General features: G+C 60.2%; 22 protein-coding genes. 14 read left to right on the top strand and 8 right to left on the bottom strand.

Going from position 1 to position 25,432, the window contains the following annotated elements; all coding sequences use genetic code 11:
• Window positions 1-16: 16 nt before the first annotated feature.
• Complete coding sequence (locus VE23_RS08615; RefSeq protein WP_049867774.1) at window positions 17-1,723, bottom strand: sensor histidine kinase; 1,707 nt, start codon at window positions 1,721-1,723, stop codon at window positions 17-19.
• Between the two features lie 302 nt (window positions 1,724-2,025).
• Between VE23_RS08615 and VE23_RS08610 the strand changes: the two genes are divergently transcribed.
• From VE23_RS08610 to VE23_RS08600, 3 genes are read left to right on the top strand one after another with little or no spacing between them, the layout of a single operon-like run.
• Window positions 2,026-2,952 carry an ABC transporter permease gene (locus VE23_RS08610; protein WP_049867773.1) on the top strand — a complete coding sequence of 309 codons (927 nt, stop codon included), beginning with the start codon at window positions 2,026-2,028 and terminating at the stop codon, window positions 2,950-2,952.
• Between the two features lie 13 nt (window positions 2,953-2,965).
• Window positions 2,966-3,892, top strand: a complete 927-nt coding sequence (locus VE23_RS08605; protein WP_232316845.1) for a carbohydrate ABC transporter permease — start codon at window positions 2,966-2,968, stop codon at window positions 3,890-3,892.
• Between the two features lie 58 nt (window positions 3,893-3,950).
• The gene (locus VE23_RS08600) at window positions 3,951-5,552 is read left to right on the top strand and encodes an extracellular solute-binding protein (protein ID WP_049867771.1); all 1,602 of its coding nucleotides are present in this window, start codon (window positions 3,951-3,953) and stop codon (window positions 5,550-5,552) included.
• A gap of 143 nt (window positions 5,553-5,695) precedes the next feature.
• Here the strand turns inward: VE23_RS08600 and VE23_RS08595 are convergent, their stop codons facing one another.
• From VE23_RS08595 to VE23_RS08575, 5 genes are all read right to left on the bottom strand, one after another.
• A complete protein-coding gene (locus tag VE23_RS08595) occupies window positions 5,696-6,238 on the bottom strand; it encodes a methylated-DNA--[protein]-cysteine S-methyltransferase (protein WP_049867770.1) in 543 nt (180 codons plus the stop codon).
• A complete protein-coding gene (locus VE23_RS08590) occupies window positions 6,222-6,890 on the bottom strand; it encodes a bifunctional transcriptional activator/DNA repair enzyme AdaA (RefSeq protein WP_232316843.1) in 669 nt (222 codons plus the stop codon). The genes VE23_RS08595 and VE23_RS08590 overlap by 17 nt, the downstream gene beginning before the upstream one ends.
• A 112-nt stretch (window positions 6,891-7,002) precedes the next feature.
• Window positions 7,003-7,236, bottom strand: coding sequence for a hypothetical protein (locus VE23_RS08585; RefSeq protein WP_049867769.1), 234 nt, complete (start codon window positions 7,234-7,236; stop codon window positions 7,003-7,005).
• A complete protein-coding gene (locus tag VE23_RS08580; protein WP_232316837.1) occupies window positions 7,233-8,087 on the bottom strand; it encodes an alpha/beta fold hydrolase in 855 nt (284 codons plus the stop codon). Before VE23_RS08580 ends, VE23_RS08585 begins: the two co-directional genes overlap by 4 nt.
• Before the next feature lie 7 nt (window positions 8,088-8,094).
• Window positions 8,095-9,264 (bottom strand): oxalate decarboxylase family bicupin, encoded by a 1,170-nt coding sequence (locus tag VE23_RS08575; RefSeq protein WP_048749845.1) that lies wholly within the window; start codon window positions 9,262-9,264, stop codon window positions 8,095-8,097.
• A 163-nt stretch (window positions 9,265-9,427) separates the two neighbouring features.
• On the opposite strand from VE23_RS08575, the gene mscL reads away from it, so the two are divergent.
• The 7 genes from mscL (at window position 9,428) to VE23_RS08540 (ending at window position 16,545) form a co-directional block, all read left to right on the top strand.
• Window positions 9,428-9,826 (top strand): large conductance mechanosensitive channel protein MscL, encoded by a 399-nt coding sequence (mscL, locus tag VE23_RS08570; protein ID WP_048749843.1) that lies wholly within the window; start codon window positions 9,428-9,430, stop codon window positions 9,824-9,826.
• Between the two features lie 270 nt (window positions 9,827-10,096).
• A complete protein-coding gene (locus VE23_RS08565) occupies window positions 10,097-11,083 on the top strand; it encodes an aldo/keto reductase (RefSeq protein ID WP_048749846.1) in 987 nt (328 codons plus the stop codon).
• Between the two features lie 254 nt (window positions 11,084-11,337).
• Window positions 11,338-12,297, top strand: coding sequence for an ABC transporter permease (locus VE23_RS08560; RefSeq protein WP_069202570.1), 960 nt, complete (start codon window positions 11,338-11,340; stop codon window positions 12,295-12,297).
• A 192-nt stretch (window positions 12,298-12,489) separates the two neighbouring features.
• Window positions 12,490-13,530 carry a LacI family DNA-binding transcriptional regulator gene (locus VE23_RS08555; RefSeq protein ID WP_048749839.1) on the top strand — a complete coding sequence of 347 codons (1,041 nt, stop codon included), beginning with the start codon at window positions 12,490-12,492 and terminating at the stop codon, window positions 13,528-13,530.
• 67 nt (window positions 13,531-13,597) lie between these two features.
• The gene (locus tag VE23_RS08550; protein ID WP_373864520.1) at window positions 13,598-14,749 is read left to right on the top strand and encodes a Gfo/Idh/MocA family protein; all 1,152 of its coding nucleotides are present in this window, start codon (window positions 13,598-13,600) and stop codon (window positions 14,747-14,749) included.
• 37 nt (window positions 14,750-14,786) lie between these two features.
• Window positions 14,787-15,419: a ThuA domain-containing protein gene (locus VE23_RS08545; RefSeq protein WP_021881290.1), complete on the top strand. Its 633-nt coding sequence runs from the start codon at window positions 14,787-14,789 to the stop codon at window positions 15,417-15,419.
• Between the two features lie 31 nt (window positions 15,420-15,450).
• Window positions 15,451-16,545, top strand: coding sequence for a Gfo/Idh/MocA family protein (locus tag VE23_RS08540; RefSeq protein WP_021881291.1), 1,095 nt, complete (start codon window positions 15,451-15,453; stop codon window positions 16,543-16,545).
• A gap of 173 nt (window positions 16,546-16,718) precedes the next feature.
• Here VE23_RS08540 and VE23_RS08535 read toward each other — a convergent pair whose 3' ends face one another.
• Both VE23_RS08535 and arfA read right to left on the bottom strand, forming a co-directional pair.
• Window positions 16,719-17,951 carry an aminopeptidase gene (locus VE23_RS08535; RefSeq protein ID WP_048749833.1) on the bottom strand — a complete coding sequence of 411 codons (1,233 nt, stop codon included), beginning with the start codon at window positions 17,949-17,951 and terminating at the stop codon, window positions 16,719-16,721.
• 247 nt (window positions 17,952-18,198) lie between these two features.
• Entirely contained in the window at window positions 18,199-19,710 is a 1,512-nt protein-coding gene (arfA, locus tag VE23_RS08530) for an arabinosylfuranosidase ArfA (protein WP_049867768.1), read from the bottom strand.
• A 344-nt stretch (window positions 19,711-20,054) separates the two neighbouring features.
• Here arfA and VE23_RS08525 point away from each other — a divergent pair, with 344 nt between their 5' ends.
• The 4 genes from VE23_RS08525 to araA all read left to right on the top strand — a co-directional run bounded on the left by VE23_RS08525 (window position 20,055) and on the right by araA (window position 25,394).
• Complete coding sequence (locus VE23_RS08525; RefSeq protein WP_049867767.1) at window positions 20,055-21,143, top strand: GntR family transcriptional regulator; 1,089 nt, start codon at window positions 20,055-20,057, stop codon at window positions 21,141-21,143.
• A gap of 134 nt (window positions 21,144-21,277) precedes the next feature.
• Window positions 21,278-21,991: an L-ribulose-5-phosphate 4-epimerase gene (gene araD / locus VE23_RS08520; RefSeq protein ID WP_048749830.1), complete on the top strand. Its 714-nt coding sequence runs from the start codon at window positions 21,278-21,280 to the stop codon at window positions 21,989-21,991.
• Entirely contained in the window at window positions 21,988-23,700 is a 1,713-nt protein-coding gene (locus tag VE23_RS08515) for a ribulokinase (RefSeq protein WP_049867766.1), read from the top strand. Before araD ends, VE23_RS08515 begins: the two co-directional genes overlap by 4 nt.
• A 209-nt stretch (window positions 23,701-23,909) precedes the next feature.
• Window positions 23,910-25,394 (top strand): L-arabinose isomerase, encoded by a 1,485-nt coding sequence (gene araA, locus VE23_RS08510; protein ID WP_049867765.1) that lies wholly within the window; start codon window positions 23,910-23,912, stop codon window positions 25,392-25,394.
• Window positions 25,395-25,432 lie beyond the last annotated feature (38 nt).

Genomic DNA, 25,432 nt, shown 5'->3' with positions numbered 1-25,432 from the left:
TCCTTTCGGGATGGGATTAGTCGCTGCCGGCCGGGAGCGTCATCGTGATGCGGGCTCCGCCGTCGATTCCATTGGCGAAGTCGACCGTCGCCCGCTCGCGGTACATCAGCTTCAGCCGCTGCAGCGTGTTCATGATGCCGATCCGGTTGCCTCCTGTCTGATCGAGGCTCTCTCCGCTGTGCAGCCGCTCCAGGATGGGAGGCGGGAATCCGGGGCCGGTGTCCGCGATAGCGATGACGGCCATCTCCTCATCCTCCGTTCTCTGCATCGACACCGTGATGGAGATGCTGAGCTCCCGCTCTCGCGAGACAGCATATTTGACGGCATTCTCGATGAACGTCTGGATGACGAGAGGGGGAATCTTTACGCCCGAAGCACGGTCCGGCTGGCAGATCGTATAGGACAATGCGCTCCGGTAGCGGGATCGCTGAATATCGAGATAGATTCGGGCATGCTCGATCTCGTCCTCGAGGAGGACCAGGTTGTCTCCGCTCTGGAAGATATAGCGGAAGTAGCGCGTCGTGGCCATCGACATGCTCTCGATCTCCTCGTGCATTTCCATTTGCGCCATGCTGTAAATGCTCGTCAGGCAGTTCAGAAAGAAATGCGGGTTGATCTGAAGCTTCATGTAATCCAGCTGAATCTTCTTTTTTTCCAGCTCCTGCTCGTACATTTCGATCTTGTATTTCTTGAGCTGCCTGACGAGATCCCGGAACTGCGCGTTCGCCTGCTCCAGCTCGATGATGCGGCTTCCGGCGCCTGATCCGGAGTCGCCGTCCTCGTAGATGCGGGCCAGATTGTAGGAGAAGCTCTTGACGGGCCCGAGCACCTGCTTGCGGAAGAGGAACAGGAACGCGCTGAGCGTGCAGGTGACGAGAAAGAAGAGCAGCATGATCAGCAGCTGCACAATCATGATCTTCTCGAACGCCCCGTAGTGGATGACCAGCTCGGCGGTGAAGGTGGCGTTGCTGAAGCTGCTGTCCACGACGGTCGGCGCCCGGAGCAGATTCAGCCAGAACGGCTTGCGGGCGCCGGGCGGGCTGCCGCTCTGGGGAGCGGACAGGCTGCGGCCTTCCTCGTCGACCAGCGATGCGTACCCGCTTGCCCCGAGATCCATCTGCCGGAGCGGCCGGATCATATTGTCCGCCGAGACGAGTCCGATCAGGTAGCGGTCATGGTAGGGGACGATGTTGACGATGTAGGAAATTCCCCGAACCGTAAGCGGCGTCCATTTGGAATAATAGTTTTCATAGACCCCCTTGTCTTCCGTCAGCGATCGGATCTGCTGCTTCAGCTCGAGAAAATGCCCGTAGGATATCCCCATCGGCGCGCAGTTCTGGAACAAGTCCCGGCTCTTCAAGTAATAGAAGAAGTTGTATTCCTGCTCGTAGTTTTTCGTCAGCTCGGTGAACCGCTTAAAGAGCTTCTCCTGAGCCTTCAGGAATTCGGTGCTGTTGTCCGGATAATCGTTCATGTCCGTGATCGTCTCGTCGTTGGCCAGCGTCCAGCCCATGTAATGGTTGATATAGGCGAAGTCATGGTCGATCCGGTTGACATAGAGATCGGCCGTATCCTGGACATTGCTCGTGGATTGCTGCTTGACCAGGGACATGGAGATGACGCTGATGACAAGGTCGAGCGCAAGGGCCAGGAACGAGAGGAAAACCAGCAGCCTGACATAATGGATGATCGGGTAGGGCTTTTTCCGGTTGGATGGATTCATAGGCGGGAGGCTCCAGTCCTTTCCGCGCTTCCAATCTTGAATGCGCTTTATTTCTAGTATAAAGGTTTTCGTCCAGAAAATGGATCGGATGTCGGCGGCTCGGAATGCCAAAGTCCGGATAGCGCAAAAACAAGTCCGGATAACCGCATGGAGGGAGGGATGACCGAGGGCGGATTCCTCCCGGCGCGCCTCGGAAGTCCGGATAACGGTCCTTCAGGTCCGCCGTCCGCGCCCTGGGCGGGGCTATACTGGAGGAGTTCAAGACGGACAGCGACAGTGCCGCTGCATGGGGGGGAATGAAGATGGCATCCGGTCAAGCCGGAACGACGGGACGGACGGTCAGGCAGATCAGAAGGGGAGCGGGACTGTATGTGCTGCTGCTGCCCGCATTTATCCTGACGCTGCTTTTCGCGTACAAGCCGATGTACGGCGTCGTGATCGCGTTCAAGGATTACAGTCCTGCGCTCGGAATCATGGACAGTCCATGGGCGGGATTCAAGTATTTCGAGAAATTTTTCCAATCGTATCAATTCGACAATACGATCCGGAACACGCTGGTCATCAGCCTGTACAGCATGGCCACGTTCCCGATACCGATCGCGCTGGCGCTCATGGTGAACCAGATGCGGGCCAACCGGTTCAGACGCTTCTTTCAGACGGTGACGTACATGCCGCATTTCATCTCGACGGTCGTCATGGTGGGGCTGATGCTCATTCTGTTCTCGCCAAGCACAGGACTGCTGGGCAATCTGTACGCGCTGTTCGGAGCGGAGCCTCCCGATCTGATGGGCTCCTCGGGCCTGTTCACCAGCGTTTATGTCTGGTCGGACGTGTGGCAGCATGCCGGCTGGGACAGCATCATCTATATCGCGGCGCTGTCGGCGGTCGATCCTAGCCTCTATGAGGCTGCGACTGTCGACGGAGCGAGCCGCTGGCAGAAGGTCCGCTTCATCGATATTCCGATGCTGCTTCCGACGGCCGTGACGCTGCTGGTATTGCGGGTCGGCGGGCTGCTCGGGGTAGGCTTTGAAAAGGTATACCTGATGCAGAACGATCTCAACATCACCTCGAGCGAGATCCTCTCCACCTATGTGTACAAGATCGGCCTGCTCAGCAGCCAGTACAGCTTCTCCTCCGCAATCAACCTGTTCAATACGGTCATCAACTTCGCCCTGCTCGTCATCGTCAATCAAATCGCCAAAAAAACAAGCAGCAACAGCTTGTGGTAAGCCGGAGGAATTCATGATGGAGACACGGAAGGCCGCTGTTGCGGGCAAAACGGCCGGAGGCGTCAACACCCGCTCTTCCGATGCCGTCCTGGAGGCGGTTCTGTACGGACTCGCCGTCCTGATGCTGATCGTGCTTTTGTATCCGCTTTATTTTATCGTCATCGCCTCCTTCAGCAATCCGTCCTCGGTTGCCGGCGGCAAAGTATGGCTCTGGCCGAGCGGCTTCACGCTGGACGGATACAAGGAGCTGCTGAAGCATGCCAACATCTGGATCGGCTACCGCAACACGATCCTGTATACGGCAGCGGGCACGGCGATCGGCCTCGCAGTCAACCTGTCTGCGGCGTATGCGCTGTCCCGCAGGGATTTGCCCGGGCGCAAGCTTCTGTCCCTTTACTTCATCTTCACGATGTTTTTCAGCGGCGGCCTCATTCCGATTTTCCTGACGGTCCGCGACTTCCATATGTACGATACCTTTCTCGTCATGGTGCTTCCCTTCTCCGTGTCGGCCTACAACATCATCGTAGCCCGGACGTTTTTCCAGACGAGCATTCCGGGCGATCTGTGGGAAGCGGCGCAGATCGACGGCTGCGGCAATCTGAGGTACTTCGCGCAGGTCGTGCTTCCGCTCTCCAAGGCGATTGTCGCCGTGCTCGGATTGTGGATCGCCGTCGGCTATTGGAACTCCTACTTCAACGCGCTGATCTATCTGAAAAATCCCGACCTGTACCCGCTGCAGCTCATCCTGCGCAACATCCTGATCACCAATCAGATGCAGTCCGGCATGGGGAGCGGGGAGGCGGCGCAGATCGCGCTCAGGCTGGCCAGCCTGATGAGGTATTCGGTCATCATCGTCTCTACCGTTCCGATCATGCTGCTGTACCCGTTCGTGCAGAAGTATTTCAATCAGGGGGTGATGATCGGCGCCGTGAAGGAATGAGCAATCGGCTTGACCGGGATGTGATCTCGCGACAACAATTAATCGGGGGGAATGAAAGATGGGTTACCGTTCCGCATCTAAAACCGTGATGGCCGCGCTGCTCTCCGGAGCTCTGCTGGTCGGGCTGACCGCCTGCAGCGGCGGCGGAGGAGACAAGGCCGCAGCCGTGAAGACCGGCGAGTTCAACAAGGAAGGCCTGCCGATCGTCAAGACGCCGGTAACGCTCAAGGCGCTGACCGTCCGCTGGGGCAACATGGGCGACACGTTCACCAAGAACCAGTGGATGATCGATCTGGAGAAAAATACGAATGTGAAGATCGAATGGCAGGTCATGTCCTCCAACGACTGGAACGAGCAGAAGTCGATCATGCTCGCCAGCGGCACGCTGCCGGACATCATTTTCGGCGATCTCGCGTTCTCGGACTCCGACATCGTCAACAATCTGAGCTACTTCCGCCCATTGGACGAATACATCGATTCCTACATGCCGAACCTGAAGGCCGCGCTGCAGGAAACGCCGGAGCTGAAAAAGCTGAGCACGTTCCCGGACGGCAAAATCTACTCCATGCCGGCAAGGCTGCCGTCCCGTCCGAAAACGAAGTTCCAGCCGGTCATCAACAAGACGTGGCTGGATAAGCTCGGCCTCAAGGTGCCGGATACGATCGACGATCTCTACAACGTGTTCAAGGCGTTCAAGGAGCAGGATCCGAACGGCAACGGCAAGAACGACGAGATTCCGTATACCGAGAAAGGGCTGAGCATGGACTTCCTCAATCCGTTCGGCATCACCGATCCGAACGGCAACAACATGCTCGTCAAGGACGGCAAGCCGGTCTATTATCCGGTGACAGAGGAATACAAGGAAGGGCTGAAGTGGGCCAACAAGCTGTATGAAGCGGGCCTCATCGACAAGGAAATGTTCACGCAGGACGCCACGATGACCTCGGCCAAGCAGCAGAACGCGGACGCGCCGATCGTCGGCTTCTCCTACCAGTGGACTCCGGACGCCGTGTTCGGCAAATGGAAGGACCAGTACGTCACGATTCCGCCGCTCGCAGGACCGGACGGCAAGCGGTATCAGTCCGGCATTCCGGTCGGCATGAGCCTGTACCGCAACGAGCTGCTCATTACGGCCTCCTGCAAGCAGCCGGAGATCGCCGCGCGCTGGGCGGACCAGTTCTACACGAACGAAGCCGGCATCCAGAACTTCTGGGGAGCGATCGGCACCGTCATCCAGAAGAACGACAACGGCACGTACACCCTGATGGACCCTCCCAGCGGCACTAGCGCCGACGCCTGGTACTGGGAGCAGTCGGTCCGCGACTTCGGACCGAAGTACGTGAGCCCTTCCTTCGAGAAGAACATCGTGCTCAATCCGAAGACCGGCGACGGCCTGAAGCTGGAGATCGACAAGCTCGGCAGCGAATACGTGACGACGCCGTTCCCGAACGTCATGTACAGCGCGGAGGAATTCCAGGAGCTGCCGACCTTGACGACCGACATCGACGGTTATGCGGCGACGATGCGCGCCCAGTGGGTGACCAAGGGCAACATCGATGCCGAATGGGATGCTTACATCAAGAAGCTGAACGACATGAAGCTGGATCAGCTGCTCAAGATCCGCACAGCCGCGTATGAACGGTATATGAGCGTGAAATAGATCGGGCGGGCCGCATCGCGGCCCGCTTTCGCTATTATTCCTCGGGCGAGCTCCGCCGCGCTGGATCGGGCTGGGCATATGCTGCTGGCCAAGCAAGTGAAAACGCCCCGGGACCGTTTCCATGTCCCGAGGCGCTGCTTTTGCTATGCCTTCCCTTGATTACCGGCCCTTCGCGCTCGCTCCAGTTCCAGCAGCGTCGTCTTCATTTCCATCCCGCCCCGGTAGCCGGTAAGCGCGCCGCCCTTGCCGATGACCCTGTGGCAGGGCACGGCGATCAGCACGGGGTTGGCGCCGATCGCGGCGCCGACGGCCCGGACTGCGGAAGGCCTGCCGATCCGGTCCGCGATTCCGGAGTACGACTCGGTATCTCCATAAGGAATGCTCTTGAGCGCCTCCCATACCGCGAGCTGGAACGGCGTTCCGCTCATCGCGAACGGCAGCGTGAACGCATCGCGCCTGCCCTCCAAGTATTGAAGCAGCTCGTCCGCGTAGGGATGAAGCTTCTCCTCGCTTCGAACGAGCCTCGATCCCGGCATGCGGGCGCTTGTCCACGCCGTCATTTCGGCTTCCCCTCCATCCCGCGAGCCGACGAATGCCAACCCTTCTTCGGTTGCGGCCAGATGAAGCTCCCAATCTCCGTGACGGAGCATGGACCAATAGACGATAACCTCATTTTGTGCGCTCATGAATCCGTTCCCCTTTCCTGTCGGCGGCATTCCGGCGGTAAGCAGCCGGAGTCATGCCCGTCATTTTTTTGAACAAAGTCGTGAAATAAGGCGTGTTGGGCCAGCCGCAGCGCTTGCCTACGGCAGCGACGGGCAGATCCGTGGACAGCAGCAGCTCCTTGGCGGCTTCGGCCCGAACCTGCTGGATGTATTCAACGGGCGTGACGCCCACGATTTTATGGAACGTCCGGTGGAGGTGGAACGGCGAGCCGTGGCATGCGGCCGCGAGAGCTTCCAAGGTCAGGCGCTCGGCATAATGAGCGCGGATGAATCTTTGGGCCAGGGTGATCCAGTCCTCGTCAGGCACGAGCTCTCCCGTCGGCCTGCATCGCTTGCAAGGGCGGTAGCCGGCGGCGAGCGCTTCGCCGAACGTTCGGAACAAGCCGGCGTTCTCCCGGTTCGGCAGCCTGGACCGGCAGGAAGGCCTGCAGAATATTCCGGTCGTCCTGACCGCGTAGAAAAATTCCCCGTCTCTCGAGCCGTCGCATGCTGCCACGGCTTCCCATTCACTGTCGCCCAGCAGCTGCGGCTCTCCGAGGGAGCTGCCGCCCCCGTCTTCCCGCAGCCCGAAGCCGATTGAATCCGTTATCCGCATCAGGATCACCTCCTTCATCAGTATAACGCCTTCAAGCGCGTTTGTGCGGCATCCCGGATAGGAGCGCAAGATTGCGAAACCGTCCAACTAAAAAAAGTCCCCTAAGGGACTCTCGGCCAGTCTGGCAACGTCAGGCTGGCCGGCTGCCTCGCCGGCTGCCCTTGCCGGCTGCACTCGCCGGCTGCCTCGCCGGCTGCCCTTGCCGGCTGCACTCGCCGGCTGCCTCGCCGGCTGCCCTTGCCGGCTGCACTCGCCGGCTGCCTCGCCGGCTGCCCTTGCCGGCTGCACTCGCCGGCTGCCTCGCCGCCTGCTTCACCGGCTGCACCGACTGCTGGAGGAATGGCTCGCTCCGGCTTCCCTTCAATCCCTGGCAGCTTCGTACAGGCCGGCCGCGATGCGCGCCGGAGCGGTTTTGACGGTGGACATATGGTCGCCTTCCGTTTTGATCAGCCGGAACACCCCGAGACGTCCGGACATGTGTGGATGCCAGCCGTAGCCTTCTCCTTGCGGCAGCACGCCGTCGGTCGTGAGGTACAGGTAGCTTCTCGGAATTTCGAGTCCATAGAATTTCTTCAGGTCGAGCTTCTCGAAGAGAGGTTTCGCCGGCTCCGGAACCATCCTGCTGTACAGATGATCGGCGAGTCTTTTGTCGGCCAGATTCGCGAACGTATCCCTGAACAGCGGGTACGGAAGCATGATCGTATCGTCGGAGGAAGACTGCCTGAGCTGGATGAACGATTGCTGCACGGGAGGAGGGAGCTCGTCTGCGACCGATTGGCCGTCCTTCAGGACGAACGCGTTCATGAAGATGATTCTGCGGATTCGGTCCGGCACGAGCTCGGCGGTTTTCTGAATGACGCTTCCTCCGAAGCTGTGGCCGACGAGCCGCACATCGGAGAGGCCGCAGCCCGTAATGGTTGCCGCCACCGCTCGGGTAATGGCTTCATGCGTAACGCCGGGATTATAATCCGGGCCATGACCGGGATATTCCGGCACATGGACGATGTGGCCTTGCCTTCTCAGCTCGGATGCAACCTCGCTCCAATAGCTGGCGTCCGCCCAGGACCCATGGACGAGGACAAAGGTCAGACTCGGCGCAGGCTCGCCCTGCTGGCTGCCGCTTCGGTACAGGCTGCGGATAGGAGGCAGGGGAGGATAAGCAGCCATCCAGGCGTAGGGAAACCGATCCTGCGCAAAAAAGCGTTCGGGATGCATTCGGCTCTCACTCCTTATCCGGTCCCGGCACGACGGGCCATTTGACTTTCCGGAGGCAATCGATGACCTCGTCTCCGACATGGAGGTTGCTTTTGACGAGCTGGCGAGGCGTCAGCGCCATCCACTGGTTGAGGGAAATATCCTCGAAGCGGCTGCTGCGGAACATTTCCAGAAACCAGAGCGTGGAGGTTCCGGTGTTCTGGATGTAATGGCCGAAGGCGAAAGGGACGTAGCCGACGTCGCCGGCTCTGTAATCGAAGGTCCTCGCTTTGCCGCCGGCGCCGAATACGGTCATGCGGCCCTGTCCGGCCAAGTAATACTGCCATTCATCCTGGTTGGGATGCCAATGAAGCTCGCGCATGCCTCCCGGCTTGATTTCGACCAGCGCGGCCGCGATCGTCTTGGATGCCAGGAAGTTGGTCGAATCTGCGATCCTCACGCTGCCGCCCGGTGTCGTGAGAGGAGTCTGGGCGAGCAGCGAATGCTTGAAAGGAAACGGGACGGAGCCGTATGGCGACTGAATTTCCTGGCTTTGGACGGGACCCGGCACCCGGTCGCGGTAGATGTAGACCTGTCCGGGCGGAATGGAATCGAACGCGCTCGCCGGAACGCCGAAGTTCTCGGCCAGCACGTCCTTGGGAGTATGGGCGAACCAATCGGAGATGGAGAGGGTGTTCAGATCCGAGAAATGGCCGTCGTCGAAGACGAGCAGGAATTCGCAGCCTTCCTCCAGCCCTTGGATGGAATGGGGCAGCCCCGGCGGAAAGTACCACAGATCTCCGGGACCGACGTCGGCGATGAAATTGCGGCCTTGCCAGTCGATGGCGGTAATCCGGGCGCTTCCGAGGAGCATATAAGACCATTCGGCCTGCTGATGCCAGTGCAGCTCCCGGACTCCTCCCGGAATGAGGCTCATATTGACTCCGGCAAGCGTTGTCGCTGCGGGGAGCTCCCGGATGGTCACCTCGCGCGACCAACCGCCCTGGTTCAGCTGCATATGCGCATCCGAGAAGGAGAATCTCAGATTCGGGATGAGGCCGTTGTCCGTTGGCGGGGGGACGAGCAGATCGGGATTTTGCAGATCGCGCATAAGGTTGCGGGGGCCTTTGTCAGGCCCGCCGGCTCCATCCGCTCGCATGGGCTCGGGAACCGGCATGGATTGGCGCTCATTGTTCATGGCATGGACTCCTTTTCCGGTGGCAGGCTCGGGTTCTGCCGCTATGTGCTACCTTACGCCGGCTTTCCGCCGGATATGTATCTGGCGGCAGAAGCCGAATGGAGTTAAAATGGAAGGACGTGGGAAATAGACAACCTATAATGGAACAGGAGTGAGGCTCCCTTTGTGGAAGGAATTCAAGGCGTTCGCGCTCAAAGGCAACATCCTGGATCTCGCTATCGCCGTCATCATCGGGGCGGCCTTCGGCAAAATCGTCAGCTCGCTCGTGGCGGACATTCTGACGCCGCTGATCGGCATGCTGTTCGGAGGCGTCGACGTCTCCGGGCTCAAGGCGACATTCGGAGATACTACGCTCGCCTATGGATTGTTCCTCCAGAGCGTGATCGACTTCTTCATCGTTTCGTTCTCCATTTTCCTGTTCATCCGGCTGCTCACCGGCCTCAAGCGCAAGCGGCATCATGAGGAAGAGCTGCCGAAGAGGCAGGATCCCGTCCTGACGGGCGAGGAGAAGCTGCTGATCGAAATCCGCGATTTGCTGAAGGACCGGCAGGGCAAGCTCTAGCGAGACGGAGACTCCGGCATGGGAGGCTCCGGCAAGACGGACATTCTGGTATGGCGGAGGCTTTTTGGAAGTATCGGCGCTGGGACTCGGCTGCATGGGCATGTCAAGACGGAGACTCTGGCATGATGGAAACTCCAGCATTATGGAAGCTTCAGCAAGACGGACACGCTGGCATTGCGGAGGCTGCAGCATAACGATTGGACGGCGCATGGACGGCCGGAAGGATGGGCCGCTGCCGGTTTGGCAAAATGAATGGGAGGCGAATTCTGCATGCAGAAACGGATGCTGGGAAAAGAAGGTTTGGAAGTATCGGCGCTGGGACTCGGCTGCATGGGCATGTCGGATTTCTACGGGGGCCGGGACGAAGCGGAGTCGATCTCCACGATCCACCGCGCGCTGGAGCTCGGCGTGACGCTCCTGGACACGGCGGACATGTACGGCGTCGGAGCCAATGAAGAGCTGGTCGGACAAGCCGTCAAAGGCAGAAGGTACGACGCGGCCATCGCGACCAAGTTCGGCATCCGCAGAGCGGAGGACGGGTCAAGGCTCGGGGTGAGCGGCCGTCCCGATTATGTACGCGCGGCTTGCGAGGCCAGCCTGCGGCGTCTTGGAACCGATCATATCGATCTGTACTATCAGCATCGGGTTGATCCCGATACGCCGATCGAGGAGACGGTCGGGGCGATGGCGGAGCTGGTCAAGGAAGGCAAGGTCCGCTTTCTCGGCCTGTCGGAAGCCGCTCCGGATACGATCCGACGCGCCAGCGCCGTGCATCCCATCTCTGCGCTTCAGACGGAATATTCCCTGTGGAGCCGGGATGTCGAGGACGAGATCCTCCCGCTCTGCCGCGAGCTCGGCATCGGCTTCGTTCCCTATTCGCCGCTCGGCAGAGGTTTCCTGACCGGCCAGATCCAAGCGTTCGACGATTTGCCGCAGGACGATTACCGCCGCCACTCTCCCCGCTTCCAGGGAGAGAACTTCGGCAGGAATCTGGAGCTGGTGGACCGGGTCCGCGACATTGCGGCGGCGAAAGGCTGCAGGCCTTCCCAGCTGGCGCTTGCCTGGCTGCTGTCGCAGGGCGACGACATCGTTCCGATCCCGGGGACGAAGCGCCGCAGCTATCTGGAGGAGAACATCGGAGCGGTCCATATCGGGCTGACGGACGGAGATCGGAGCCGGATCGAGGAGGTCGCCCCGCGCGGAGCGGCGCATGGCGAGCGGTACGCCGAGGACGGCATGAAAACCGTCAATCTGTAGCCATCTTCTATGCCACAAGGCTGTGAATGCTCTGGAGCAAGCAGAAGATGAGCAGGAAATGGTGTATTTAGCAGGAGATTGTAATTAATGGAGCAGGAGATTGTAATTGAACAGAAGATTGCAATCGAGCAGAAGATTGCAATAGAGCAGAAGATTGTAATTGAACAGAAGATGGTAACTATGGGCAGGTGGTCGCGAATGCGCAGGAGTCCGCGCCTCCGCCATCCATTCCTGCCGGCAAGCGAGGGTCCGATATGTGGGAATTCATCATTCGCAGAACGCTTCAATCCATTGTCGTCCTGTTGATCGTGTCCGCTTCATGCTTTTATTTGATTCATGAAATGCCCGGCGACATGTGGTCGACGATCGGAATGACGCTGGAGCAGAAGCAGCTCGTGGATGCCCGGAAGCATGCGCTCGGACTCGATCTGCCCTTTCTGGAGCAGTATTGGGCCTGGCTCAAAGGTCTCCGTCATGGAGCGCTCGGCCTGGATTACCAGATGTATCCGATCAGCGGCTACATCTGGAAGTATGCGCAGAACAGCCTGATTCTGATCGGCACCGCGTGGCTTCTTGCGCTCATGATCGCGTTTCCGCTGGCGATCTACAACAGCCGCCGGCCGGGCGGCCTGTCGGACCGGGCGGCAGCCATGCTCGCGCTTGCCGGCTTCGCCTTGCCAGCCAGCGCCGCCGGCATCTGGCTGCGTCAGCTGTTTGCCATGAACCTGCTCTGGCTTCCTCCAAGCAGCATGCATACTCCCGGAATGGAAGGGAACCTGCCGGATCTGCTTCAGCATATGGTTCTGCCCGTGGCGACCTTGATGCTGGGCATCGTCGCCGTGTATCTCAAGTTCATCCGCTCCAGCCTGCAGGAGGTGCTTCCTTTGGACTATCTGCAGACTGCCCGGGCAAAAGGCGTTCCCGAAAAACGGGTCATCCTTGTGCATGGACTCAAAAACGCCATGATCCCCGTCGTTACTCTTGCCGCGATGGATCTGCCGATGCTGGTCAGCGGCTCGGCCATCGTCGAGAACGTGTTCAATTGGGGCGGTCTCGGATCGCTGATGGTTTACGCCGCTCTTTCGCGCAACCATCCGCTGCTGATCGCCGTCATCCTCCTCGTTACCGCTCTCGTTGTCCTATTTTCCTGGATCGCGGATATGATCTATCTGCTGCTGGATCCGCGGATCCGGTTCGGCAGGAAGACGGGATAGGTGACGCGGCGCGGCCCATTCGCAAACGATGCCGTTCATTTGATTCATCCCCCCGGCCTTGCCGGGTTTTTTTGTTCGCTATTGCGCCATTCATCGCTTTGTTGTCGCAGGATTGCATTGACATAAGAGCGTTTTCATGAAAAAATGTACACGCGTACATGAGTATATATTTAAGGCAAATGAGGCTGTGGAATGACAAAAAGGACGGAAGTCGCCAAGCTTGCGGGCGTATCCGAGGCGACCGTGTCGCGGGTGCTGAGCGGGACGGGGCCGATCAAGGAGGCAACCCGGCTCAAGGTGCTGGAGGCGGCGGACGCGCTGGGTTATGTGCCTAGCGACATCGCCCGGCAGTTCGCGAAGAAGAGGAGCGGAAACCTGGGCGTCGTGCTGCCGTTCATGCCGAACGTGCCGCTCTTCTCCACCTTCTACTTCTCGCAGCTGCTCGGCGGTATCGGTCTTGCGGCCGGCGAGCGGGGGCTGAATCTGCTGCTGATCTTCCGGCAGCCGGGAGATGCAAGTCCATATGCCGGCTTGTTCCGATCCCGCAAGGCGGATGCCTGCATCGTGCTCGGTTCGAGCGGGATTCCGGGAGAGAGGGAGGCGCTGATGGAGCTGGAGACGGCCGGCTATCCCTACGCCGTCGCAGGCCAGCGGTTCGAAGGACTGGAGCATCGGACGGCAGACGGAGATCATGCCGCAGGGAGCCGGCAGACGGTAGCCCATCTGCACGGACTCGGCTGCCGCAGCATTGCCTTTGTCGGCGGTCCTGCGCAGTATTCCAACAGCGGAGACCGGTATGCCGGCTATGTGGAGGGGTTGGAGCAGGCGGATCTGCCGCTGTCGCCGCATATCGTTCTTGAAGGCAAGTACAGCCGCAAGAGCGGCCTGGCGCTTGCCTCTCGGGTAGAGGAGCTGCTGCGGAGCGGACAGGCCGACAGCGTGTATGCCGGCAACGACCGGATGGCGATCGGCATCATGCAAGGCTTGCTGGAGAAAGGGATCCAGGCCGGAAGGGATTACGCGCTCGCCGGATATGACGGCTCGGATGGAGCTTCCATGACGAGCCCGCAGCTTACTTCCGTGGCGGTCCCTTTCGACGAAGTCGGCCGGCAGGCTGCGCTGCGGGCGATCGGCGAGGCGGAGGGCGGCATCGCGCCTTCCCATGAGCTCATGCTGGCTACGAGGCTGGCGGCGAGGGATTCGACGCTGTTGTACCGCCCCGGCCGTCCATGAGGCGAAGGCAAGCAGACAACAGAATCCATTGAAGGAGATGATGTCGGTGAAGAAGATCAAGGTTGGGATGGTTGGCTACAAGTTCATGGGCAAGGCGCATAGCAATGCCTATCGCGCCCTGCCGATGTTTTTCCCGGATGCCCCTGCGGGTCCGGAGCTGAAGGTTCTCTGCGGCCGCGATGCCGCAGCCGTCGAGCAGGCCCGCGCCCAGTTCGGCTGGGAGGAAGCCGAGACGGATTGGAGACGGCTCGTCCAGCGGGACGATCTCGACCTGATCGACATCAACGCTCCGAGCGATGCGCACAAGGAAATCGCGCTGGCCGCAGCGGCAGCAGGCAAGCATCTGTTCTGCGAGAAGCCGCTCGCTCTGTCGTTGCCGGATGCGAGGGAGATGCTGGAGGCGGCCCGTCAAGCCGGAATCAAGCATATGGTCGGCTTCAACTACCGGTTCTCGCCGGCCGTGCAGCTCGTCAAGAAGCTGATCGATGAAGGACGGCTCGGCCAAATCTATCATTTCCGCGCCTGGTTCCTTCAGGACTGGATTTTGGATCCGGACTTCCCGCTCGTATGGAGGCTGCAGAAGGATATCGCCGGCTCCGGATCGCATGGCGATCTCGGCGCCCACCTGATCGACATGGCCCGTTACCTGGTGGGAGAGTTCAGCGAGGTGATCGGCATGAGCGAAACTTTCGTCAAGGACCGGCCCATCGCCGCCGAGATGACGGGACTGAGCGCCAAGGGCGACAAGGACGCTCCGCGCGGTCCGGTCACGGTCGACGACGCGACGCTGTTCCTCGCCCGCTTCGAGGGCGGCGCGCTCGGCAGCTTCGAGGCGACCCGCTTCGCGGCGGGTCATCGGAGCACCAATTCCTTCGAGATCAACGGCAGCAAAGGCAGCGTCATTTTCGATTTCGAGCGGATGAACGAGCTGCAGGTGTATTTCACCGACGATGCGGACGATGTGCAAGGCTTCCGCCGAGTGCTCGTCACCGATGCGCCGCATGCGTATATCAACGCCTGGTGGCCGGCAGGGCATACGATCGGATTCGAGCATACGTTCACGCATGAGATGCTGGAGCTGTTCACCGCCATTCATGAAGACCGTCAGCCTTCGCCGAATTTCGTCGACGGCGTCAAATGCCAGGAGGTGCTGGAGGCGGTCGACCGTTCCATCGCGGAGCGACGCTGGGTAGCCCTACAGGAAATGCAGGAAGCGTGAAGCTCGAAAACGATATGAGGACAAAGGCGGGTGCACTATGAGAAAAGCATTGATCGTGCAGGGCGGATGGGACGGCCATCAGCCGAAAGAGGTGGCCGCGATTTTCGCGGAGCTGCTGGGCAAGGAACAATTCGACGTTGTCGTCTCGGATACGCTGGACAGCTTCAAGGACGCGGAGCTGATGATCTCGCTCGATCTGATCGTCCCGATCTGGACGATGGGAAGCATCGCTCAGGAGCAGCTGCGCCCGCTGCTGGATGCCGTGCAGGCCGGCTGCGGCATCGCCGGCTGCCACGGAGGGATGAGCGACGCCTTCCGCAATGAAGTCGAATATCAGCATATGGTCGGCGGACAATGGGTCGCGCATCCCGGCAACGACGGGGTGAGATACGAGGTGAGCATGAGCCGCCCGGACGATCCTTTGACAGAGGGAATCGGAGATTTCGAGGTTTCCTCGGAAAAATACTACATGCACGTCGATCCAGCCATCACCGTACATGCGGCGACCGACTTCGACGGCGTCAAGATGCCCGTCGTCTGGACGAAGACATGGGGCCAAGGACGCGTCTACCACAATACGCTCGGACATCAGGCCAATATCGTCGAGATGCCTCCGGTGCTCGAACTGATGAGACGGGGCTTCCTGTGGGCCGCCCGTCCGCAAGCCTAGAACAACGACAGCCCAAGGAGGCCCCAATACTATGAACCCCATTAAAGTCGGCGTCATCGGCTGCGGCAACATCAGCCGCATCTATTTCACGAACCTGAAGCAGTATCCCGAGGTGGAGCTGGCGGCCTGCGCCGACATGGATCCCTCCAGAGCGCGCGCCATGGCGGAGGAATACGGCATTCCCCATGCCTATACAGTGGAAGAGCTGCTCGCAGATCCGGAGATCGGCATCGTCGTCAACCTGACGATTCCGCAGGCCCATGCCCCGGTATGCCTGGCTGCGCTGGAAGCCGGCAAGCATGTGTATGTGGAGAAGCCGCTCGCCGTCACGCGCGAGGAGGGCCGTCAGGTTCTTGAGCTGGCCGCCAGCAAAGGGCTCCGGGTGGCTAGCGCTCCCGAAACGTTCCTCGGCGGCGCCATCCAGACCTGCCGCAAGCTGATCGACGACGGAGCGATCGGCCGTCCGATCGCCGCAGTCGGCTTCATGCTGAGCGGCGGCCACGAGAGCTGGCATCCCGATCCGGCCTTCTACTACAAGAAGGGCGGCGGACCGATGTTCGACATGGGCCCGTACTATTTGACCGCTCTGGTGAATCTGCTCGGTCCGATCCGCAGGGTGACCGGCTCGGCAGTCGTCTCGCATCCGCAGCGGACCGTCCGCAGCGAGCCCAAGCGCGGAGAAGTGATCGACGTCGAGGTTCCGACCCATATCGCCGGGGTGATCGACTTCGAGAACGGCACGGTCGGCACGCTCATTACGAGCTTCGACACCCCGGTCGGGGGAACGCTGCCGAATATCGAGATTTACGGCACGGCAGGCACGCTGCTCGTTCCGGATCCCAATAATTTCGGGGGCGTCGTCCGGCTGCGCAGGCAGGGAGCCGATGCGGCGGAAGAGATTCCGCTCACGCACGGCTTCACGGACAACAACCGCGGCATCGGCGTGGCCGACCTGGCCCGCTCCATCGCGGAGGGAATTCCGCATCGCGCCAGCGGCGAGATGGCCTACCATGTGCTGGAGGCGATGCACGGCTTCCATGACGCCTCCGCCGAGGGCAGGCACTACGAGATGGTCAGCAGCTGCTCCCGTCCGGAAGCGATGCCTGAGGCCGCGGAAGCGAAGTAAGGGATGGAAGCACAGGCTGCCGGTGACTGCGGCCGATTCATCTGCCGAACAGCGCCGGCGGATTCCTCCTCCAATGCCGCTGAAAAACAAAAAGCAATCCGGAAGCCTGGCTTCCGGATTGCTTTTTTTAGTTTCCGGGATGCTGCATCGGCCTCATAGGCCGGGTTTTGAACCTAGAGAGCCCAGTTGCCGGCGCGGAAGATCGGCTCGATCTTGCCGTCCTGCGTGACGCCGTCGATGTCCATCTCCGGCGAGCCGATCATGAAGTCCTCATGGACGAGGCTGCGGTTGGAGCCGCGGGCAGCCAGCTCCTCGGGAGACAGGTCCGAGCCGCCTTCCAGGTTGACCGGATAGGCTTGGCCGAGAGCGAGATGGCAGGATGCGTTCTCGTCGTACAGAGTATTGAAGAAGGTAATGCCGGAATTCGAGATCGGGGAATCGTTCGGCACAAGCGCGACTTCGCCGAGCTGCACGGCGCCTTCGTCGGTCGCGAGCAGCTTGGACAGCGTCTCGTAGCCTTGCTCGGCGGAAAACTCGACGACTTTGCCGTCCTTGAACGTCAAGGAGAAGCCGTCGATGACCTGTCCATTGTAGTTCAGCGGCTTTGTGCTGCGAACGGTTCCGTTCACCCGATCCTTGTGCGGCATTGTGAACACTTCCTCCGTCGGCATGTTCGGATTGAACATGACGCCGCGCGAATTTTCCTTGCTTCCTCCGAGCCAGAGATGGCCATCCGGAAGTCCGATTGTCAGCTCCGTGCCGGGAGCCGTATAGCGGAGCTCCGCATAGCGCTTGGCGTTGAGCCGGTCGACCATGGACAGCAGGGTGGCGTTATGCTCTTCCCATGCCGAGACCGGATTGTCGAGACCGATCCGGGTGGCATCGATGATTCTGTCCCACAGCTTCTCGACCGCTTCTTCTACGGGAATGCCCGGGAATACTTTGGCGGACCATTCCGGAGTGGCGTAGGATACGAGCGTCCAGGCGTTCTCGTGGTTCATCAGCGCATTGCGGTAAGGAGCGAGAGCGGTTGATGCCGTCTTGGAGCTGGTCGCCATCCGGTCCGGATCGATATCGTTCAGCAGGTCCGGGTTCGGGGAGTAGATCTGGATGAAGGCGGCGCCTTCGTCGGCGAACCCTTTCATGGCATTGGCGCGCCATGCCGGATATTCCGAGAAGCTCTCCTCCGGCGCCTGCTTGAAGCGGATGCGGGTCAGCTCCTCGTCATTGTACTCGACGTGGACGTCGCGGGCACCGGCTGCATACGCTCTGGACGACACCAGCCGAACGAGAGGCGCGGCGGTGATCGGAGCCATGACGACGACTTTCTGATTCGGCTGCACGTTGACACCGACGCGGACGATAATGTCGGCGTAGTTTTCCAATTGCTGTTGAGTAGGTCGCATAGGAACCCCCATAGAAATAGAGTAGGTTGAACAGGAAATCTATTCTATTATAGTCGGTCCGGGCCAAGGTTCCAATCGGGGACCGGATGAGCGGATGCCGTTTAAAGCGTTTTCATCTTAGGCGTGGAACAAGGAGCCGCTCGGAATCAGCGACCGATGGATGATGAGGGAACGAAAAAAACCTGAAGGGACTCCGGCAGCGTCCGCCGGAGTCCCTTGCTTGTCATTCCTGCAACCTGCAATCGGCTTACGAAATGGTCCGGAGACGGATCACGTTCCAGGAAGCCTTCGGCAGGGAAGCGGCGACCTTGGAGCCGTCCACGGTCGAGCTTCCGCCCGTGCGGGGAAGGACCGTGTCGGGCCTAGCCGCTGTATTGAACGCCTTGAGATCGGGATTGTCGAGCACGATATGCTCGATCAAGGAGCATGTCCCGAAGCTGCGGAGGTCGATTTCCGTCAGCAGCTCCTCGTCCAGGCTGCGGTTGACGGCGAAGATCGTGATTTCGCCGGTTTCCTCGCGATGGACGGCGACGGACTCCAGATAAGGAACATCGGTGATTTCTTTGGTGTCGTATTTGGGAGAGCGGATCAGGGGCACGAGCGCCTGGCCGCGGCCGAAAAGGGAAGCGTGCAAGTACGGATAATAAATGCTTTGCGCCCAGGCGCTGCCTCCGTTCTCGGTCATGATGGGCGCGATGACGTTGACGAGCTGGGCGAGACAGCCGATATGGACGCGGTCGGCATGCTTGAGCAGCGAGATCAGCATGCAGCCGACGACGAGCGCATCCTCCATGTTGTAGACGTCTTCAAGCTGCGGGGGAGCGATCTGCCAAGGGTCCAGCTTGCGGTCGGATTCATTGGAATGATACCAGACGTTCCACTCGTCGAAGCTCAGGTGGATCCGCTTTTTGCTGCGCTTTTTGGCTTTGACGTAATCGCAGATCGCGACAACGCTTTCAATGAACTCGTCCATCTGAAGCGACCGCGCCAGGAAAGTGGGGGTGTCGCCTTCATGATTGCCGTAGTATTGGTGCAGCGACAGGTAGTCCACCTGGTCATAGGACAGGTCGAGCACCGTCGCTTCCCATTCTGCAAAGGTAGGCATGCCAAGGCCGGAGCTGCCGCAGGCGACCAGCTCGATGGAAGGATCGACCTGACGCATCGCCTTGGCGGCTTCCGATGCGGCTCTGCCGTATTCGGCGGCGGTCTTCTGGCCAATCTGCCATGGACCGTCCATCTCGTTGCCGAGACACCAGGTTTTGATTCCATGGGGCTCCTTATAGCCGTGGGAAATCCGCAGATCGCTCCAATAGCTGCCTCCCGGATGGTTGGCGTATTCGATCGCCTGCCGGGCATCCTCCATGCCCTGGGTGCCGAGATTGATCGCCCACATGACATCGGTTCCGGCCGCCTTCGCCCAGTCGGCGAATTCGTTCATGCCGACGAGATTCGGCTCCACCGTGCGCCATGCCAGCTCCAGCCGGCTCGGACGGCTGTCCCGGGGGCCGATGCCATCCTTCCAGTCATAGGCTGACACGAAGTTGCCCCCCGGATAGCGGACAATCGGTACCTGGAGCTTCTTCACCATGTCCAGGACGTCCCGGCGGAAGCCGCTGCTGTCCGCGAGAGGATGTTCCGGCTCATAGATGCCGCCGTAGACGGCTCGGCCCAGATGCTCGATAAAAGAACCGTAAAGCCGGTCGTCCACGCGGCCGATGACAAAATCCCTGTCGACAGCCATTTTTGCTTGAAGAGCCATTCGCCTGCACCTCGTTCGCATCGATTTGGTCTATATAAATTGAACGGAAACGAACAGGGGCCGCTGCGCAGATGGAATGCTCTTCCGATCGCTGTTAGACCCGGATTTCTCGAAAAAATCCCTATGAATAGGGGATATACGGGTTAAAGGCGAACGCTTCAAGTTTTCGGAGAAAAACGCTTCGTAAGCTCTGCTTCTCCAGAAATCATTCCATCGACTCCGCTCGATCAAATGTTCGCTTTATATAGAAGGGTTTGTTTTCCAGCCTTATCATAGCTCATCCAACATGTATGTACAACTTAAATATGATATAATCATGTAAATATATGCGACGGGGTGCTGGGATGGATGACAAGGTTCCGAAATATTTGGCGTTGAAGCAGCAGATTGGAGATTGGCTGCAGGAGGGACGGTACAAGGCCGACGAGCAGATGCTCTCGGAAAACGAACTCGCGGCCATGTTCGGCCTCAGCAGGCAGACGGTCCGGCAGACGATTGGAGAGCTGGTGAACGACGGGCTGCTCTACCGGGTCCAAGGCAAGGGGACGTTCGTCTCCCGGCTGCGCGTACGCACCGCCGGAGACACGCCGACGATCGGCATGGTGACGACGTATATTTCCGACTATATCTTCCCCCATATCGTCCGGGGCGCGGAGAGCGAGCTGAGCCGCAGAGGCTGCGGGCTCCTCCTCTCCAGCACGGACAACGACAAGCTCAAGGAGCGGGACAGCCTGGAGCGGATGCTTTCCTACCCGGCAAGCGGGCTCATCATCGAACCGACGAAGAGCGCCCAGGGAAACGCGAACATGGACCTGTACATCCGGCTGGAGCTGGAGGGGATTCCGTTCGTCATGATCAACGAGCGTTATTCGGGTCTCGACTGTCCTTGCATTAGGGTCGATGACGAAGCGGGCGGATATGAGGCGGCTTCCCATCTCATCAGCCTCGGCCATCGGGAGCTGGCCGGCTTTTTCAAGACCGACGACATCCAGGGAACGATGCGGATGAAGGGATTCATGAGAGCCTGCAGAGAGAAGGGAATACCGCTGCACCCGGAGCGGCTCGTGCTGTACTCCTCCGAGGACAAGCATGAGAAGCCGCTTGAAGCGGCTTCCCGTCTTCTGACCGGAGACCGCCGTCCGACCGCTCTCGTCTGCTACAACGACGAGCTGGCTGTGCGGCTGGTCGATGCCGCGGCGGGCCTCGGGCTGTCGGTGCCCGGCGATCTGTCGCTGACGGGCTTCGACGACTCCGCTTATGCGGTCGCGGGTCCGGTCAAGCTGACGAGCCTCACGCATCCGAAGGCGGAGCTTGGCATCAAGGCGGCCGAGACGCTGCTTGGCTTGATCGAAGGCCGTCCGGGCGAGGCGAAGGAGTTCGTCTACAAGCCGGAGCTTGTCATCCGCGATTCCACGGCAGCCCTGGAAAAGTGATGGTTTAGTATTGGAATCGAGAATCAAGACCAGCCTGATGTATGTACAGGCTGGTCTTTTTATGGTTCATATATTCCCAAGATGTACATACAAGTATATAATGGGGTGGAATCGGCGAAAGGAGGCCTCGCTCTATGCTTCAGCAGTTGAAGGAAGAAGTGCTCAAAGCCAATCTCGACCTGCCTCGCTACAACCTGGTCACGTTCACCTGGGGCAATGTCAGCGGCATCGACCGCGGCTCCGGCCTTGTCGTCATCAAGCCTAGCGGGATTCCTTATGAGGACATGACGGCGGACGACATGGCGGTCGTGGATCTCAAAGGAAACGTCGTGGAGGGAAGGTGGAAGCCGTCGTCGGACGCGCCGACCCATCTGGTGCTGTACCGGTCCTTTCCATCCATCGGCGGCATCGTCCATACCCATTCCTCCTGGGCGACGGCTTGGGCCCAGTCCGGGCTCGGAATACCGGCTCTCGGCACGACCCATGCGGATTATTTTCACGGCGAGATTCCCTGCACCCGTCCGATGAACGCCGCGGAGATCGAGGGCGCATATGAGAAGGAGACGGGAAGGGTCATCGCAGAGACGTTCCTGAACCGCGATCCCGACGCCATTCCCGGCGTCCTCGTCCATGGCCATGCTCCGTTCACGTGGGGCAAGGATCCGTCCGAAGCGGTCCATAACGCCGTCGTGCTGGAGGAGGTGGCCAAGATGGCTTACCGCAGCTTCCGGCTGAAGCCGGATCTGGCCGGCATGTCGGAGCTGCTGCTGGACCGCCACTATTTGCGCAAGCACGGATCGGGCGCTTATTACGGCCAATCCATTCCCAAGGAGGGCTCGCAGCCATGAAAAGGAAATACGCCATCGGCGTCGATTACGGGACGCAGTCCGGGCGGGCCGTCCTGGTCGATCTGGTCGACGGCTCCGAGATCGCGGATCATGTCACACCGTACCGCCATCATGTCATCGACCGCCGGCTGCCGGGCTCGGGGCTGGAGCTGGAGCCGGACTGGGCGCTTCAGCATCCTTCGGACTACATGGAAGTGCTGGGAAGCTCGATTCCGGCGGTGCTCCGGCTATCCGGCGTCGATCCGGAAGACATTATCGGCATCGGCATCGACTTCACGGCCTGCACGATGCTGCCTGTCGATGCCGCGGGGACGCCGCTCTGCCTGCTGCCGGAGCATGCGGGCCATCCGCACAGCTGGGTGAAGCTGTGGAAGCATCATGCGGCGCAGGACGAGGCGAACAAGCTGAACGAAGCGGCGGAGCATAGAGGCGAAGCCTGGCTGCAGCGCTACGGCGGCAAGCTGTCCTCCGAGTGGATGCTCGCCAAAGTTTGGCAAATACTCGATGAAGCCCGGGATATTTACGAACGGGCCGATCTGTTCATGGAAGCGGCGGATTGGGTCATTTACCGGCTGACCGATGCTTTCGTCCGCAACAGCTGCACGGCCGGCTACAAAGCCGCCTGGCACAAGCGCGACGGCTATCCGGGCGCCGACTTCTTCGGCTCGCTGGATCCGCGCCTGGAGGATTTGACGGCCACCAAGCTCCGCGGAGAGATCGTTCCGCCGGGCACGAGAGTCGGCGGCCTTACGGAAGCGATGGCCCGGCTGACCGGCCTGCGCGCGGGCACGGCGGTCGCCGCCGGCAACGTGGACGCCCATGCCGCGGTTCCCGCCGTCGGCGTCGTGACGCCGGGCAAGCTGGTGATGGTGATGGGCACTTCCATCTGCCATATGCTGCTCGGCGAAGAGGAGCGCATCGTGGAGGGCATGTGCGGAGTCGTCGAGGACGGCATCATTCCGGGGTATTACGGCTATGAAGCGGGCCAGTCCGCTGTCGGAGACATCTTCGAGTGGTACACGCGCGAAGCGGTGCCGGCCTATGCGCTTGAAGCGGCTGCCGACGCCGGTGCCGGCATTCACGAATGGCTCGAGGAAAAGGCGGCGGCGCTGCTGCCGGGAGAGTCGGGCCTGCTGGCGCTGGACTGGTGGAACGGCAACCGCTCGGTGCTGGTCGACGCCGACCTGACCGGCTTGATGCTTGGATATACGCTCCACACCCGTCCGGAAGAAGTGTACCGCGCGCTGCTGGAGGCGACGGCCTACGGAACCCGGATGATCGTAGACGCTTTTCATGGCAGCGGAGTGCCGGTCGACATTCTCTACGCTTGCGGCGGCCTGCCTCAAAAAAACCGCCTCATGATGCAGATCTACGCCGACGTGACGAACCGCGAGATCCGGATTGCCGATTCCAGGCAGACGCCGGCGCTCGGCGCCGCCATGTTCGCCGCTGTCGCTGCCGGCTCGGAGCAGGGAGGCTACGATTCCATCGTGGATGCCGCGCGTTTCATGGCGCGCGTCAAGGAAGAGTCGTTCAAGCCGATCCCCGGCAATGTCCGGGTCTACGAAGCTCTCTTCCAGGAATACAGCAAGCTGCATGATTATTTCGGACGTGGAGCCGGAAGAGTCATGAAAACGCTTAAATCGATGAAGGAGCAGGCGAGGAATTCTTCGGAACGGAACGGCCGGACGCAGCCGCAGGTTCAATAGAGCTGGAGGGGTTCGGAACGGATTTTGATTCGATCACATTCATAGACCGAATTTATAGAACGAATTCATAGTCGAATTCATAGACCGAGTTGATAGTCGAATTCATAGGCCAAATGACCAAATCAATGATCAAATTAATCGAATGGATCTGCTTTAAAAGACCGCAACTTACCGATTGAACCCATCAACCTTGGAAGGATGGCTGCCATATGTTGACCGCTCGCCCTTGGCGTTTCTGGTTTTTGACCGGAAGCCAGCATCTGTATGGACCCGAGACACTTTTGGAAGTAGAAGGGCATAGCCGCGAAATCGCGGAAAAGCTGAGTTCATCCAGCGTTATTCCTTGTGAAATCGAGTTCCGTGGAGTGCTCACGACCCCGGAGGAGATCTCCTCGGCGCTGGCCGCAGCCGGAGCGGACGCCGAATGCGCGGGAGTCATTGCGTGGATGCACACTTTTTCCCCCTCCAAAATGTGGATCGGAGGCTTGTCCAGGCTGAAGAAGCCGCTCCTTCACCTGGCTACGCAGTACAACCGCGACATTCCGTGGGAGACGATCGACATGGACTTCATGAACACGAACCAGTCCGCCCATGGCGACCGGGAGCATGGCTATATCCATGCCAGGATGGGAACCGCCCGCAAGGTCGTGTTCGGGCATTGGGAGGACGAAGCCGTCCGCCGGGAAATCGGTGACTGGCAGCGAGCCGCCGCCGCATTCGCGGAGAGCCGCACGCTGAAGGTTGCCCGTTTCGGCGACAATATGCGGCAGGTAGCCGTGACGGAGGGCGACAAGGTCGGAGCGGAGATCAAGTTCGGCTGGTCGGTCAACACATACGGAGTCGGCGATCTGGCGAAGAGGGTCGATGAGGTCGCGGCCGCGGAGGTGGAGCGGCTCATGGGCGTATACGCCGAGCTGTACGCGATGAATGACGGATCGCCGGAGGCAAGGGAGGCGATCGCCTACCAGGCGCGGCTGGAGATCGCGATCCGGGGCTTTCTGGAGGACGGGGGCTTCACCGCGTTCACGACGACATTCGAGGATCTGCACGGACTGAAGCAGCTTCCCGGTCTCGCCGTGCAGAGGCTCATGGCGCAGGGATACGGCTTTGCAGGGGAAGGCGACTGGAAGACGGCAGCGCTCGTGCGTCTGATGAAAATCATGTCCGGCAATGAAGGCACCTCCTTCATGGAGGACTACACCTATCATCTGGAACCTGGCAACGAGCTTGTGCTTGGCGCCCATATGCTGGAGATCTGCCCGACGATCGCGGCGGCACGCCCCGCTCTGGAGGTGCATCCGCTCGGCATCGGCGGCAAGGAGGATCCGGCGCGCATGGTGTTCAGCGGACGCGGAGGCGACGCCATCAATGCGTCGATCGTCGATTTGGGCGGACGGTTCCGCCTGCTCGTCAGCGAGGTCGAAGCCGTGGAGCCGGCTCGGAATATGCCCCGGCTTCCGGTCGCGCGGGTTTTGTGGAGGCTGTTTCCATCATTGAAGCAGGGAGTGGAGAACTGGATCGAGGCGGGCGGCGCGCATCATACCGGCTTCTCGTACAACGTCAGCACGGAGCAGATGCTCGACTTCGCCGAGATGGCAGGCATCGAAGCGGTTGTGATCGGCCGGGACACGAAGCCGGGGAGCCTGCGCCAGGAGCTGCGGCTGAGCGATCTTTTGTGGCGGCTGAATCGCTGAGACATGGGCGCTGACAAGCCTCAGGCAGCAAGGCAGCC

It is taken from the genome of Paenibacillus sp. D9 (genome assembly GCF_001188365.1).
Classification (GTDB): domain Bacteria; phylum Bacillota; class Bacilli; order Paenibacillales; family Paenibacillaceae; genus Paenibacillus_O; species Paenibacillus_O humicus.
This window is presented reverse-complemented; position numbering and strand designations above follow the sequence as displayed.